The organism is Rhodanobacter lycopersici (assembly GCF_040812335.1).
Lineage (GTDB): Bacteria > Pseudomonadota > Gammaproteobacteria > Xanthomonadales > Rhodanobacteraceae > Rhodanobacter_A > Rhodanobacter_A lycopersici.
The window spans coordinates 1,188,543-1,203,495 of the sequence record NZ_JBFOHK010000001.1; the positions used below are offsets into that span (position 1 = coordinate 1,188,543).

Annotated in this window: 8 protein-coding genes; 4 read left to right on the plus strand and 4 right to left on the minus strand. The window is 66.3% G+C overall.

What is annotated here, in order from left to right:
* Positions 1-111 precede the first annotated feature (111 nt).
* From ABQJ54_RS05420 to ABQJ54_RS05435, 4 genes are all read right to left on the minus strand, one after another.
* Positions 112-990 carry an endonuclease/exonuclease/phosphatase family protein gene (locus ABQJ54_RS05420; RefSeq protein WP_367853244.1) on the minus strand — a complete coding sequence of 293 codons (879 nt, stop codon included), beginning with the start codon at positions 988-990 and terminating at the stop codon, positions 112-114.
* Positions 991-1,176: 186 nt separating this feature from the next.
* Positions 1,177-3,516, minus strand: a complete 2,340-nt coding sequence (locus ABQJ54_RS05425) for a GH92 family glycosyl hydrolase (protein WP_367853245.1) — start codon at positions 3,514-3,516, stop codon at positions 1,177-1,179.
* Positions 3,517-3,682: 166 nt separating this feature from the next.
* Positions 3,683-6,880, minus strand: coding sequence for a TonB-dependent receptor (locus ABQJ54_RS05430; protein WP_367853246.1), 3,198 nt, complete (start codon positions 6,878-6,880; stop codon positions 3,683-3,685).
* Between the two features lie 647 nt (positions 6,881-7,527).
* Positions 7,528-9,777, minus strand: coding sequence for a glutaminase family protein (locus ABQJ54_RS05435; protein WP_367853247.1), 2,250 nt, complete (start codon positions 9,775-9,777; stop codon positions 7,528-7,530).
* 215 nt (positions 9,778-9,992) lie between these two features.
* Here ABQJ54_RS05435 and pyrF point away from each other — a divergent pair, with 215 nt between their 5' ends.
* The 4 genes from pyrF to ABQJ54_RS05455 all read left to right on the plus strand — a co-directional run bounded on the left by pyrF (position 9,993) and on the right by ABQJ54_RS05455 (position 14,924).
* Positions 9,993-10,808 (plus strand): orotidine-5'-phosphate decarboxylase, encoded by an 816-nt coding sequence (gene pyrF, locus ABQJ54_RS05440; protein WP_367853248.1) that lies wholly within the window; start codon positions 9,993-9,995, stop codon positions 10,806-10,808.
* 82 nt (positions 10,809-10,890) lie between these two features.
* A complete protein-coding gene (locus ABQJ54_RS05445) occupies positions 10,891-11,403 on the plus strand; it encodes a TrmH family RNA methyltransferase (protein WP_367853249.1) in 513 nt (170 codons plus the stop codon).
* A 50-nt stretch (positions 11,404-11,453) separates the two neighbouring features.
* Positions 11,454-11,870 (plus strand): VOC family protein, encoded by a 417-nt coding sequence (locus ABQJ54_RS05450; protein WP_367853250.1) that lies wholly within the window; start codon positions 11,454-11,456, stop codon positions 11,868-11,870.
* 132 nt (positions 11,871-12,002) lie between these two features.
* Positions 12,003-14,924, plus strand: a complete 2,922-nt coding sequence (locus ABQJ54_RS05455) for a valine--tRNA ligase (protein WP_367853251.1) — start codon at positions 12,003-12,005, stop codon at positions 14,922-14,924.
* The last annotated feature ends 29 nt before the right edge of the window (positions 14,925-14,953 follow it).

Genomic DNA, 14,953 nt, shown 5'->3' on the forward strand with positions numbered 1-14,953 from the left:
CTTTTGTAGGAGCGCACCCTGTGCGCGATGGCTCTTGGTACCTGATCGAAACCAAGAGCCTTCGCGCACAGGGTGCGCTCCTACGTGGTTTCCGGGCACGCTGGATACAAGTCAGCGCGATGGCGCCCTCCCCGACCAGCTGAAATCGGCGACCACGGGGAAATGGTCCGACGGGTAGACCTTGCCGTCGTGCGTCGTGATCGTGCGCACGTCGTCGGCTTTCACGCCACGGTAGAGGATCCAGTCGATGCGATCGGTCGCATGGCCGGTGAATCCGTGGAAGGTGCCTTCCGGCCCCTCATGCCGCGGCGCCGACTCACGTGCATCGTGCAGGACCTGGGTCAGTGAGGCATGCGTCTTGCTGTCCGGGGTGGTGTTGAAGTCGCCGGTCAGGACGAAGGGCAGCGCCGCGGGCAGCCGCGCCAGGCGCTGCCTGATTTCCGCGGCGCAGCGCTCGCGGATCGCCTCGGCCTTCTTGCCGTCCTGGTAGGGGAAGTGCGTGTCGTAGTAGTAGAACTGCCTGCCGCTGCGCCGGTCCTGGAATTTCGCCCAGGTGACCATGCGCGGCAGCGGCTGGCCGAAGCTCCTGCTGCCCGGCTTGTCCGGCGTATCCGAGAACCAGAAGTTGCCGGACTCGAGCACTTTCAGGCGTGCCTTGTCGTAGAAGACGCCCATGTGCTCGTTGTCGTTCTCGTTGATCTCGTTGCCGTTGCGGCCCATGCCGAACCAGGTGTAGCCGGGCAGGTGCTGCTGCAGGTAGTCGCCCTGTGGCGAGAGCAGTTCCTGCGTACCCAGGATGTCGGGGTGTTCCTTCTGGATGACCTGGACCATCAGGTCGCGGCGATGCGGCCAGGCGTTGATGCCGTCGTCCGCCTCGCCGTAGCGCACGTTGAAGGTCATGACGCGAAGGTCGTGTGCGCCGGTGGCGCTGGCCATACCGGCGACGAGCGCAAGCACGGAAATCAGGAAAAGGCGTGGCAGCAGACGCATGGTGCAACTCCTCCGGAGAAACGGATGACATGGAAACCAGGGGCCGTGCCGGATATCGCGGCATGTGTGGCCAGGCATGCCGTAACCCGATCAACGTTTCGCTGCGTGCCTGCGGTCATGGGGTGAAATGGTGCGCGCCCGTCAGGGACCGGCGCCGCTCATCCTTGTTCCCGATCCTTCGGCCGCTCACTGGCGATCACGCTCGTGCGCCGACATCGACGGCGGCGCATCGGCCGGATCGGCACCCCAGGCCTTGTTCGGCTCGGGCCCCATCGTCAACACCAGCGTGGCGCCGTTGGCGATGTCCGCATGGCTGAACCAGGGTTTGTGCCATGGCTTGCCGTTGAGCGTCGCGGACTGGATGTACTTGTTCTGCGCCGAGTTGTTGCGTGCGACGATCTCGAGCACCTTGCCGTTGCCCATGTGCAGGCGCACCCGGTCGAAGATCGGGCTGCCCAGGATGTAGTCGGGGCTGGAGGGATCGACCGGGTAGAAGCCCATCGCGCTGAGCACGTACCACGACGAGGTCGATCCCTGGTCGTCCATGCCGGGGAAGGCATAGCCGCTGGCGTCGCTGCCGTACATCTCGGCGAGGATGCGGCGCACCAGGGCCTGCGTTTTCCAGGGCTGGCCGCTCCAGGCGTACAGGTAGGCTGCCTGCTGGTCGGGCTGGTTGCCCTGCACGTACTCGCCGATCAGCCCGGTGCAGTCGCGGCAGACGCCCTTGGCCGTGTAGGGCGTGGAGAAGAACGCGTCGAGCTTGGCGTTGAACGCGGCGCGTCCGCCGAGCAGGTCGATCAGGCCTTGAACGTCGTGCGGCACCAGCCACAGCGTGGACCAGCCCGAGGCCTCCTTCATCATGAAGTTGTAGTAGGGCTCGCCCGGGTCGAACGGCGCGATCCACTTGCCGTCCGCGGTCTTGCCGCGCATGAAGCCGACCGACGGGTCGAACACGTTGCGGTAGTTCGCTGCGCGGCGCAGGAACACCTGCGCGTCGTCCTTCTTGCCGAGCCGGCGCGCGACGTCGGCCAATGCATGATCGTCCCAGGCGTATTCGAGCGTGGTGGCGACGCCCGCCTTGCCGCCGGCATAGGGCGGGCTGGGATTGCCCGGCGGCACGATGTCGGAGATCCAGCCGTTCTGCACGTATTCGGCGAGGTAACCGCGCGGTCCATTGGGATCGGTCGCGTTCTTGCGCAGATACGCATAGGCGGCGGCATAGTCGAACGGAATCCCGCGCTGCCATGCGCCGTCGTAGAGGAACACGGCGTGGTCGCCGTGGAACGAGGTGTCCATGTAGCCGCGTTCGCGCGCCCGGTCGAGCTCCGAGCGCATGATGTCCTGCACCACCTTCGGTTCGAGCAGCATCAGCAGCACGATCTGGTTGCGACCGGTATCCCAGAACGGCACCGGCCCGTAGTGGTCGTAGTCGGCGACCTGCACCTGGCCACGGGCATCCGTGAAGCGCTCGCCCTTGCGCGCAAGCAGCCGCGGGCTGGCGAAGGAGTGGTACAGCGTCGAGTAGAACAGCATGCGCTGCTTTGGCGTACCGCCGGTGACTTCGACGCGATCGAGCAATTGCGCCCACGCCGCGCGCGCCTTGGCGTGCACGCGCTCGAAATTCCAGTCTGGTTCCTCGTCGCGCAGCCGCTGCTCGGCTTCCTCGGCACTGTGGCCGTGGGCGATCTTCACCAGCACCTGCTCGCCGGCGCTGGTGTCGAAGGTGACGTAAGCGCCGGCGTAACTGCCGGACACCGTGCGCCGGTCCTGCTGCACGTCCGCGTCGCCGATACCGTAGCCCTCGTGGTCATGGTTCGCGCGGAAGGTGCCGAATCCGGCGAACGGCCGCGAAAACTCGGCGACGAACCAGGGACCGTCCGAATCGCGTTCCGGGTGCCCGCCCGTTATGACGCCGCGAATGGTGTGGTCGCCGACCACCTCCACGTCGCCGCCGGGGCGGCGCAGGTTGATGATGACGTTCGACCGATGGCTCGCCGGAAAGGTAAAGCGCATCAGGCTGGTGCGCTGCGTCGCCGTGAGCTCGACCCGGGTGTGGAACGTGGCGAGATCGACCGCGTAGTAGCCCGGCGACGCCTTCTCGCTCGCCTTGTCGTAGTACGACTGCGCATAGTCGGGTGGCACGGTCCAGTCGCCCACCACCGGCATGATCATCGGCGATGCCTGCCCCCCATAGGTCGAGCCGCCGCCGGTGAAACCGATCATCGTCGGATTGGGGTAGTAGTAGGACATGCCGACGCCGGAGGGATAGCTGAGATCCACATTGAGGTTGACCGGCGTCGCCTCGGTCGAGCTTTGCGGCAGACTCGCACCCGGCGACGTCATGCCCGAATACAGCGGCTCGCCAGGCGGCGGCGCATTGCCTATCAGCGACTGCCGGTCCAGCGGCGCGGTGCCTACCAGCGGATTGGCTTCATCCACGGCCTGCATCGCCCGCTGCGGCACGCCGCCGTCGCGGGCGTAGCCTGTTCCGCCTCCCAGCACGACGATCGCCAAGGCGACCGTCATGGCTCCGGAACGACGCCGGATCGGCGAAACACGGCTGTCTGGACGTGCACTGGACATGGGCATGGTTGCTCCGGCGCGGAGTTGGAATTGCGTACCCTGCGAGGCCAGGCGACCGGAGATGCACTGGTCGATCCAATGCATCCCCGGGCCGGCCTTGCTCCTAGTCTCAGTCGCCTACCCCGAACTTGTAGGTGAGGCCCAGGTAATACTGGCGTCCGTCGTATTCGAGGGTGTTCAACCGGTCGGCCGTGTCGCTGCCCAGGTAGGAGCGCGTCGTGGACCGTGTCAGGTTGAGGATCGACGCCGTGACCATCAGGTGTTTGTCGATCTGGTACTGGCCGTTCAGGTCGACCTCGTTGTACGGCGCCGTGTACTCGGGAAGGCCCGCGGCCAACCCATCCATCACGCGGCCCGTCCAGTTGGACGACGCACGCAGCAGCAGGCCGTTCTTTTGATAGAACAGCGAGAGGTTCCCCGCGTATTTGGCGCTGCCGATCAGCGAGGCGCTGCCGATGCGCGTGTCGCCGATGGAAACCGCCGTCGAGTTGGTCTTGTTGAGCGTGTAGTTCGCAATGACGCCGAAGCCCGACGACCAGGTGTGCTGCGTGTACAGCTCGATGCCCTTGGAAACACCGGACTGCCCGTTGGCATTGGTGCTGTACTGCGCGAACAGCGTCGGCGTGCCGCCCACGTCCACCGTGAAGTTGTTCACCTGGACCGGCACCACGAAGTTCTTCACCGTCTTGTAGAACAGGTCGAAGCCCAGCACCGACTCCGGCGCGTAGTACCACTCCACCGCCGCGTCGTACTGGGTGGCGATGAAAGGCTGCAGGTTGTTGTCGGCGCCGCTGCCATACCAGCCGGGCAGCGGCGAGCCGAACTGGCTGCGATCACTGTAATAGGTCGGGAGGTAGTCGTTGAGGCTGCCCAGCTGGGCCAGATCGCCATAGTTGGCGCGCGCCATGGCGCGGTTGGCGGCGACGCGCAAATCGAAGCTGTCGGCGAAGTTCCACACCAGGTTGAAGCTGGGCAGGAAGTTCCGGTAGCGCCGGCGCTGAGTGTTGAGGGTGTAGGCCTCGTAGTACGAGCACTTCCCGGCCGCTCCGTCCGCAGCCGATGCGCACTGCTGAGGGAGATATTCGAAATCGCCGGGAGCGCACGGCCCGCCAGCGGAGTTCACACCGCTGGCCGGACAGATCAGGATGGAACCATCCGGGCCGTGGTAGTAGTCCGCGTAGTACGTGGTGACCTGGTCGGCGGTGGTCACGTCCTGCAGGGTGTCCACGTAGCGCATGCCGAAGTTGCCGTGCAGGGTGTCGGTGTCGAAATTCACCTGCACGTAGGCCGCCGAAATCGACTCGCGCACCTTCGCCTGATTGTCGGGATCCATGTACGTGGCGGGATTGTAGGTCTGGTTGAGGTAGTTGTAGTACGCCGGGAAGTTGATCCCCGGGAAGATGTTGTCGTGGTATGCCAGCGTGTTGGTGGTCAGCTCATACGGCAGCAGCAGGCTCGGTTGCAGGTCGCCGGCATTGGGGTCGCAGCTCTGGAACTGCTGATCCGTGCCAGGGCAGTACCAGCGCAACTGGCCACTCTGCTGGTAGGCGGTGTTGTAGCGGTACTTGGCGCCGAACTGCACCGACGACAGCCAGCCCTTGTCGAAATCCAGCGTGAAATCGGCCTGGGCGACGTTCTGCGACGTCGCGGTGTTGATGAAGCCGGAACCGGTGGAACCCAGATCCACCTGCCCTTCGCCGGCCAGCATGTTCTGCAGCGTGTCCGTCGAAGCCGAGATGCCCGGCGTGCCGCTCAGCGTCCACTGGCTGTACTGGGCACCGTCCACCCACTGCCCGTTGACGAAGTTGCGCGGCTTGGCCGCCACGCCGAACTCCACCGACGGGCCACCGGTTGCCCAGGTGCGGCCGAGGTTGAAGGTACCGCTGAGGATGCCACCGGTATTCCATTCACCCTCGATGTTGGCGGTCTGCGACGTCGCCTTTTCGACGGAGTAGTTGCCATTGAGCCACGGCGTCTGCGTGGAGCAGACATCCACCGGCTGGCGCTGCGCGCCGGTGACCGGATTGGTCAACGAGTTGCATCCCGTGCCCGCCGCCGGCAAACGGTAATTGGCGCCGGTGACGATCGTGCCGGACGGGTCGAACCTAAGCCCGTTGGGCGCCAGCAGGTTGCCCTGCTGGTTCGCATAGGTGTCGGTGGGCAGGTTCCACTCGGGAATTTCCAGCGTGTTGGTGATCTGGTTGCGGTCCAGCTGGAAACGGAAGTAGTTGGCCGTCATCTGGAAACGGTCGCTGGGCTTGAACTGCAAGGTGAGCTGGGCGGCCTTGTTCTTCAGGTTCAGCTGCGTCTGGCTGGTGCTGAACTGCTGCGGCATCCAGTACCCCGAATAGGCGCGGCCGCCCTGGTCGACGATGCCGCCCGGCGGGACGTTGCCCCATTCGGGAATGTTGGGCTCCACGAAGCTGCCGAACTGGTTGCCGCCGACGCTCACCGGCGGCTGGGTGCCGTAGTTGTTGGCCCACCAGTACCAGTTCGAGGCGGTGGAGGTGTATTCGGTTTCCTGCCGCTTGTTGTACGCGCCGCCCACCAGCACGCCGAAGGTGCTGTCGCTGTTGTGCCAGGAATACAGACCGGAAACCTGTTGGTTGAGCTTGGCGTTGTTGTCCGCACCGGTGCCGTTGACGGAAATGAAGCCGTCGTTGGACTTCATGTCCAGCGGCTTGCGTGTGTGGGTCTCCACCACGCCGCCGATGCCGCCCTCGTCCAGCGAGGCCATCTGGCTCTTGTAGAGCTTGACGCTGGAGAACATGTTGGCCGGCAGCAGCTGATAGTTGAACGAACGGTCCAGCCCGCTCGAGGTATCGGCGGAGGCGACGTAGTTGCCGTTGAGCTCGGTCAGCGTGAGCTCCGGCGCCAGGCCGCGGATGCTGATGTTCTTGCCTTCGCCGTCGCTGCGGCTGATCACCACGCCGGGGACGAACTGCAGGGCATCGGCGATGTTCTGCGCGGGGAACTGCGCGATGTTCTGCGCGTTGACGACTTCAACGATCTCGTTGGCGTTGCGCTTCTCCTGCAGGTTCTCGTCGATCGACTGGCGGTAACCCGTGACGACCATGCCCTGCAGGACGACGGGCTTTTCGTTCTTGTCGTTCTTTTTCTTGCCTGCCGTCTTTGCCGTTGTGCTGTCGGATGTCTGCGCCGGCGGTGACGTCGCGGTCGCGGCAAGCGTCGCCGTCTGCGCGGCAGAGGCAACTGCGGGCATTCCGAGGCCACCAAACGACAGGCTTGCCGCGGCGAGCGCGGCATACAGCGGCTTGCGGGCAAAGACATGTGGCAAGTAGGTCATCTTCAGTATCTCCGTTGAAGTGCGTTCTTCTGGAATCGGTGCAGGACACCCCGTTCGATCGCATGAATCCGGATGCTTGATTGATGTGGTTGTTGCTCCCTCCATCGAATTAAATCGATCCAAATTCTCGCCAACCAGTGGGTCTGTCGTTCGTCATCGACCGACATCTCAAAACCCCGAATGCGTTAGCGCGATTGCCCGGATCGAATGCCGCCGAAACGGCAAGTCGCCACGGAAACTGCCAGGACAGGAATACCGCTCACCAGCCAGCGCACGCCTGCTGCAGGCAGGCATGTCATCGCGGAAATGCCGATGGCTTCCAGTGGTTGCATCCCTCAAGCCCCATCAACCCGTCAGTCAGAGGACCATGGCGTCTTGGGCAGCCCCCTACCCGATCGCCACGCGGCCGAAGCCGTTCCAACCCCCGTACAACAAATGCGATTTGGATCACATTTTACTTGGATCGATCTTAAGACCCCAGCTGCAAACTACACCCCGGATCCGATATGTCACGCTGCGACGCAAAAAAGTGTCGCGGCCGGTCGACAGGTCCTGCGACCCGCAGCCCCACGACGGGGTGATGAAGCAGGAATATGCGCAGGCAGACCTGGCTCTTCGGCCTGCCTAGTCATGACCGTCGGGTCGGGCTAACGAACAGGCTCCTGCATGCTCCGGACGGCCAGGGGCGCGAAGATGCCGCCCTGCACGGGGCGTGCCTGGAAAGCGACACGAGCACCGGTGACGGTGCTGTAGAGATCGCAGAACGGTACGCGGTCGGGCGTGCCGTCGGCGTAGGCATAGACGCGATCGATCAACTCCTGCGCCACCGGCTGGTCGGCCAGCCAGGCCGCCGTGAACAGCGCCCAGTCCGACTTGGCATAGCTGTGCGGCACCTGCAGCGGAAGCCCGAAGGCATTGCACTGCTGCCGGTACCAGGCCGCCTGCATGGCACGGATTTCCGCCGGAATCAGGCCCGTGCCCAGCACGGTGTCCGCAAAGCCGTTGTAGAGCGTCCCCCACGTGCCCTGCCCGCCGGCATCGTGATAGGTCAGGTCCAGGTGCGGGGCTTGCGGATCCTTCGCACGCGCAACCCAGTGCGTCATGTCCTTGCGTGCCCGGTCGCGGTAGTGCGCTGCATCGTCGGCATGGCCGGCGAGCCCGGCCACCTGTCCCATCGCGGCCAAGGCCACGATGCCTTTCAGCGCCAGGTTGACGCTGTGCGCGATCGAGCCGGCGAAGTCGTCAGTCTGGTTCTGGAAGCCCGGATCGGGCAGGTTCTGTTCCAGGTATTGCGCCCACTTTTTCAGCAGCGGGTAATGGCGGCTGGCGAAGGCCTGCGCATCGGCACGCGGCGCGCAGCGCAGCCAGGCGGCGATCATGATCAGCATATCGCCGCTCTCCTCCACCGGCATGTCCTCTTCCTTGCCATCGTTGTGACCGGTCGCCTGCGGATAGGCGGAGCCGAGGTCGTGCTCGGCATAGGGCTTCGGCCATCCGCCCTGCCCGGCATAGTCGAGCAGGGGCAGCAGCAGCATGCGCAGGTAATCGGGATCGAGGTACATCCAGACGGGCGAGGCCGGGTAAAGCACGTCCACGGTGGACACGTTGCCGTCGCTGGAAATCTCCTTCAGGAACGCCCACGGCGCACCGTCCGGCCCCAGCACCAGCTCGGTGCCGGCGTAGGCCTGCCGCAACGACAGTACGCACAGGCCCTCGTAGCGTTCCCCGCCGGCGGCACGCGCGTCGCGGCTGACGCGAGCATCCAGCGCATCGGCCCGCTGGCGCGCCGCCGCGGCATCGCCGTGGAAAAAATCCAGCATCGCCTTCCAGTCGCCGAAATGCTTCGTCCACAGCGCACGCAGTGGCCGACCCAGGTAATTGATGCACTGCTCGCGCACCTGGCCGACCACGAAATCCGCAGCAATCGCGGAAGCACCGCAATGGCCGAGATCGACCGCCAGCGCCAATGCCGGCAGCGCCTTGACCGTGCTGCGCGTCGCCTCGTTGCCGCCGTCGAGCGAACCGTGTTCGACGAACTGCGCACGCAGCTTCAGCCGGTCGCCCGCCTGCAGGCTGACACCGTCGCGCGCCGGCGTCGACCACAGTACCCGGCCCCAGGCCGCGAACTCGTGCAGCTCCGCCAGCGGCTGCGGCTTGGCGAGCGCCAGCGTCCAGGTGCGGGCGGCCGGCGAATCGCCGCACGCGACCACCACCTCCTGCGCGGCATCGCCACTGGCCCAGTCGCCGGTGATCTCCATGTAGACCTGCACGGCATGCGATGCGCCATCCATGCTTCGCGCCGACACGCGGACGTAGCTCATCGGAATGGACTGGCGGCGGCTGTCGCCCGGCTCCACCGGCGAAAGAAAATCCACCGACAGCTCGATCCCGCCACCCTGCAGGGTGAAGCACGACCGCGTCGCCGTGACTCGCAGCGCGGTCTGCCGCATGGCGCGCGGGAAGTCCTCGACCGTGCCCTGCTTGCCGTGGTTGCCGTCGGGAATGGCCTGGACGATCTTGCCGTCGCCCATGAACAGCCAGGCCTCGCCGTCGATGCGGACCAGGCCCACCATCCCCGTGGAACTGCCCTGCCAGAACTGCGGCGCGTTGCCGGGCAGCAAGCTTGCCGGCAACCAGGTGCTCAGATAGGGCTGGCGCACCGCCAGGGGCACGGCCGGCGGACGGATCGGCGTCGCCATGGCGGCCTGCGCAGCAACGCCGGCCCCGGCCGCCACCGGTTCGACGGATGCCGCACCTGTCTCGGCCTTTGCCTCGGCGGGCAGCAATGCCGAACCGGCGAGTGCCAGGCCGGCGATGCCCGAGAGCCGCAGGACGTTGCGGCGCGAAGGGTCGACGACGGTGACAGCGTCGGCGGAAGGCGTGCATTTTTTCGACATGGTGAAACCCTTGATCAGGTACGTCGCGATCGACGAAAGATGCGGGGAATGTCCCGATGGATCCGGCATATCCCTTGGGACCTTAGGTCCGATCAGGCACAAATGGAAGGCCAAACATGTCCATCGGCACGATCCTGCCAACCCGTTCGCCATACCGCGTGCCCGCTGCGCTTCGCTTAAACTACGCAGCCACTTCCTTGCCCGAGGCACGCGCCATGCGCTTCCACGACACCTTGCAGCAGCGCTGGCACGAGCACGGCACGCTGGTCTGCGTGGGCCTCGATCCGGAACCGGCGAGATTCCCGGCACACCTGCGCGGTACAGCCGATGCGGTGTTCGCGTTCTGCGCCGCCATCGTCGACGCCACCGCGGATCTCGCCTGCGCGTTCAAGCCACAGATCGCCCACTTCGCCGCGCTGCGCGCCGAGGATGCGCTGGAGCGGCTGATCGCGCACATCCACGACAAGCACCCCGGCGTGCCGGTAATCCTCGACGCCAAGCGCGGCGACATCGGCAGCACCGCGCAGCACTACGCCAGCGAGGCCTTCGAGCGCTACCGCGCCGACGCAGTGACGCTCAACCCCTACCTCGGCCGCGACTCGGCACAACCCTTCCTCGACCGTACCGACAAGGGCGTGATCCTGCTCTGCCGCACCTCCAACCCCGGCGGCGCCGACTTCCAGGCGCTGGACTGCGGCGGCGTGCCGCTCTACCTGCGCGTGGCCGAGACCATCTCACGCAACTGGAACGCCAACGGCAACTGTGCCCTGGTCACCGGTGCCACCTGGCCGGAGGAACTGGGCCAGGTGCGCGACGTGGTGGGTAACATGCCCCTGCTGGTGCCCGGCATCGGCGCCCAGGGCGGCGACGTGGAGGCCGTGCTGCAGCACGGCCTCGCCGCTGACGGCGCGGGCCTGATGATCAGCTCCTCGCGCGCCATCCTCTATGCCGGCAGCGGCGAGGATTTCGCCCAGGCCGCGCGGATGGCCGCGCAGGAACTGCGCGACACCGTCAACCGCCATCGCCCCTGATCGCCGTGCGGGTCGCGGCTGAAGCCGCTCCTACGACGCCATGCCCGTAGGAGCGGCTTCAGCCGCGACCCGCCCCCATGTCATGCCCAACACCCAGCTCGACCACCACGCACACCAGCCCGCGCCCGCGAAGCACGCGCTCTGCCTGCTCGCGCACGATGTCCAACGGCCCGCGAACGTAGGCAGCCTGTTCCGTCTCGCCGATGCGCTGGGTATGGAGAAGATCTACCTCACCGGACGCTCCTGCACGCCGGCACACCCGAAGGCGCGCAAAGCCGCACGCACCACCGAGCAGCGCGTGCCCTTCGTCCATGCCGGCGATCCGCTGCCGGTCGTGGCGGCGTTGAAGCAAGCCGGCTACCGCATCGTCAGCCTCGAAATCAGCTCAACCAGCATCGACCTCGCCGAGCTCCCCGTCGCACCCGGCGACCGTATCTGCCTGGTCCTCGGCAACGAGAGCACCGGCGTCTGCCAGCCGCTGCTGGACGCCTCGGACGCCACCGTGCACATCCCGATGCTGGGCAACAACTCGTCGATGAACGTGGCCAACGCCTGTGCCATTGCCACTTACGTCATCACGCGCAAGCTGGGATGATCCCCGGAGGGCAAGAGCGCCAGACCCGCCGGCTGCATGGAGTTCCGTTCATGCGCATCAATCGTTCCATCCCGGACGCCACCATCATCCCCGTGCTCGGCTACGCCGACGTGCACGAGGCCGCCGACTGGCTGTGCCGGGCGTTCGGGTTCCGCCCCAGGCTGCGCATCGGCGATCACCGCATCCAGCTCGTCTACGGCGATGGCGCTATGGTGGTCACCGATGCCGGCCCGGAAAGCGGCGAACAGCTGCCGCGGCAATCCGTGATGGTGCGGGTGGGGGATGCCGATGCGCACCACGTGCAAGCCGCTGCCGCGGGAGCACGCATCGTCCGCGAACCGGCCAGCTGGCCCTATGGCGAGCGCCAGTATTCGGCGCTGGACCCCGGCGGCCACCTGTGGACGTTCACGCAGACCGTCGCCGATGCGGATCCCGCCAGCTGGGGCGGCGAACTGGTCGAACCCTGAGCCACCCGTGGCCGCCTGGCGGCAGGGCTGCCGGCGGCATCGGCGTTTTGTCAGCCCTGCCCCTGCCCCGTACAATTCAAGGCTTTGACGCCAGATTACGCACCCGACCGGTGCGCGCCATCGCGAGCCCCCATGGAAAAGAGCTTCGAACCCGCCCAGATCGAGTCGACGTGGTACGCACGCTGGGAAGCCAGCGGCGCGTTCAAGCCGTCGGGCCAGGGCGAGCCCTACTGCATCCTGCTGCCGCCGCCGAACGTCACCGGCACCCTGCACATGGGCCATGCCTTCCAGCAGACCGTGATGGACATGCTGGTGCGCTACCAGCGCATGCGCGGCATGAACGTGCTGTGGCAGGTGGGCACCGACCACGCGGGCATCGCCACCCAGAAGATCGTGGAGAACCAGCTCGCCGCCGAAGGCAAGACGCGCCATGACCTCGGCCGCGAGCCGTTCGTGGAGCGCGTGTGGCAGTGGAAGGAGGAATCCGGCTCCACCATCACCAACCAGATGCGCCGCATCGGTGCCGCCGCCGACTGGTCGCGCGAGCGCTTCACCATGGACGAAGGGCTCTCCGCCGCCGTGCGCAAGGTGTTCGTGGAGTGGTACCGCGCCGGCCTGATCTACCGCGGCAACCGGCTGGTGAACTGGGACCCGGTGCTGGGCACCGCCGTCTCCGACCTCGAGGTGAACAACGTGGAGCGCGACGGCCACATGTGGTCCATCCGCTATCCGGTCGCCGGCAGCGGCGAGTCGCTGGTGGTCGCCACCACGCGACCGGAAACGATGCTGGGCGACGTCGCCGTGGCCGTGCATCCGGAGGACGAGCGCTACGCGCACCTGGTCGGCAAGACGCTGAAGCTGCCGCTGAGCGGCCGCGAGATCCCGGTGATCGCCGACGACTACGTGGACCGCGAATTCGGCACCGGCTGCGTGAAGATCACGCCGGCACACGACTTCAACGACTACGCCATCGGCCAGCGCCACAAGCTTGCGCCGATCACCATCTTCACGCTGGACGCCAAGGTCAACGACAACGCGCCGGAAACCTATCGCGGCCTCGACCGCTACGACGCGCGCAAACGCGTGCTCGCCGACCTCGAAGCCGCCGGCCTGCTGGTCGAGACCAAGGCGCACAAACTGCAGGTGCCGGTGAGCCAGCGCTCGGACGCGGTGATCGAGCCTATGCTCACCGACCAGTGGTTCGTCGATCTCACCTCGGATGTGCAGGAGGATGGCCGCCCGGGTGGCCGCAAGGCGATCACCGAGCCGGCGCTCGACGCCGTGCGCTCGGGCGAGATCAGGTTCGTGCCGGAGAACTGGAGCACCACCTACACGCAGTGGCTGGACAACATCCAGGACTGGTGCATCAGCCGCCAGCTCTGGTGGGGGCATCGCATCCCGGCGTGGTACGACGAGGCCGGCCACATCTTCGTGGGCGAGGACGAAGCGGACGCGCGCACGCATGCCACCGTCGTGCCGGTGGGCGCGCTGAAGCAGGACGAGGACGTGCTCGACACGTGGTTCTCCTCCGCGCTGTGGCCGTTCTCCACCCTGGGCTGGCCGCTGGACGGCCCGGTGAAGGACGCGGACGGCAACGTCGTCGCCGACTGGTCGCACGACCGCATCTACCTACCCAGCGCGGTGCTGGTCACCGGCTTCGACATCATCTTCTTCTGGGTCGCGCGCATGGTGATGGCGACCAGGTACTTCACCGGCCAGGTGCCGTTCCGCGAGGTGTACATCAACGCCATCGTGCGCGACGCCGAAGGCCAGAAGATGTCCAAGTCCAAGGGCAACACGCTGGACCCGCTGGACCTGATCGACGGCATCGAGCTGGAGCCGCTGGTGGCGAAGTCCACCAGGTCGCTGCTGATCCCGCAGGTGCGCGAGAAGGTGGAAAAGCGCATCCGCAAGGAATACCCCGAAGGCATCAAGGCGATCGGCACCGACGCGCTGCGCTTCACCTTCGCCGCGCTGGCCAGCTACAGCCGCACCATCAACTTCGACCTGAAGCGCGCCGAGGGCTACAAGGCGTTCTGCAACAAGCTGTGGAATGCCGCGCGCTTCGTACTGATGAACGTCTCCCCTCTCCCTCCGGGAGAGGGTGGCGCGGATGCGCCGGGAGAGGGTTCGGGTGGAGCACAATCTTCCGGCACGACCGAACCCTCACCCCAACCCCTCTCCCGGGGGGAGAGGGGCTCGGTTCCCGCAACCGAAGCAGAACGCTGGATCCTCACCCGCCTCGGGCAGACGCTGGCGGAAGTGGAACAGCACTTCACCTCGTACCGCTTCGACCATCTGGCGCAGGCGCTGTACGAATTCGTGTGGAACGAGTATTGCGACTGGTTCCTGGAGTTGTCGAAGCCGGCACTCAACGGCGACGACGCGGCCGCGGCGGCGTCCACGCGCCACACGCTGCTGATGGTGCTGGAAGCCGTGCTGCGCGCACTGCACCCGGTGATTCCGTTCATCACCGAAGAGATCTACCAGGAGGTGGCGCCGCGCCTGGGCCGCGCCGAATCCAGCGTGTACGCGCGACCGTATCCGCACGCCGCGGACTTCCCCGGCGACGACGCGGCGACCGCCGAGATCGAGTGGTTCAAGGCCGTACTCTCAGGCATCCGCAGGATCCGCTCGGAAATGAACATCGCGCCGGGCAAGACCATCCCGCTGCTGCTTGCCGGCGGCGAGACCACGGATCGCACGCGCGCCACGAAATTCGCCGCGCAGATCGCCTTCCTCGCCCGCACCGAGGCGCCGCAATGGATCGAGCCAGGCACCGCGGAGCCGGCAGCCGCGGCCGCCGTGGTCGGTTCGCTGCGCGTGCTGATCCCGCTGGCCGGGCTGATCGATCTCGGCGCCGAGCAGGCGCGCCTCGCCAAGGAAATCGCCCGGGTCGAAGGCGAGATCAAGAAGTGCGAGGGCAAGCTGGGCAACGCGAACTTCGTGGCCAATGCACCGGCCGAGGTGGTGGCGCAGGAGCGCCAGCGCATCGTCGACTGGAACACCCAGCTCGCGGCAATGCGCGAGCAAGCGGCGAAGCTAGGAAGCTGAGCGGCTTTTCTCCCCTCTCCCGCTTGCGG

Bases quoted from the DNA above. Each gene is read 5' to 3' on its own strand.
- ABQJ54_RS05420 (WP_367853244.1), bottom strand. From the start codon at position 990: ATGCGTCTGCTGCCACGCCTTTTCCTGATTTCCGTGCTTGCGCTCGTC.
- ABQJ54_RS05425 (WP_367853245.1), bottom strand. From the start codon at position 3,516: ATGACGGTCGCCTTGGCGATCGTCGTGCTGGGAGGCGGAACAGGCTAC.
- ABQJ54_RS05430 (WP_367853246.1), bottom strand. From the start codon at position 6,880: ATGACCTACTTGCCACATGTCTTTGCCCGCAAGCCGCTGTATGCCGCG.
- ABQJ54_RS05435 (WP_367853247.1), bottom strand. From the start codon at position 9,777: ATGTCGAAAAAATGCACGCCTTCCGCCGACGCTGTCACCGTCGTCGAC.
- pyrF (WP_367853248.1), top strand. From the start codon at position 9,993: ATGCGCTTCCACGACACCTTGCAGCAGCGCTGGCACGAGCACGGCACG.
- ABQJ54_RS05445 (WP_367853249.1), top strand. From the start codon at position 10,891: ATGCCCAACACCCAGCTCGACCACCACGCACACCAGCCCGCGCCCGCG.
- ABQJ54_RS05450 (WP_367853250.1), top strand. From the start codon at position 11,454: ATGCGCATCAATCGTTCCATCCCGGACGCCACCATCATCCCCGTGCTC.
- ABQJ54_RS05455 (WP_367853251.1), top strand. From the start codon at position 12,003: ATGGAAAAGAGCTTCGAACCCGCCCAGATCGAGTCGACGTGGTACGCA.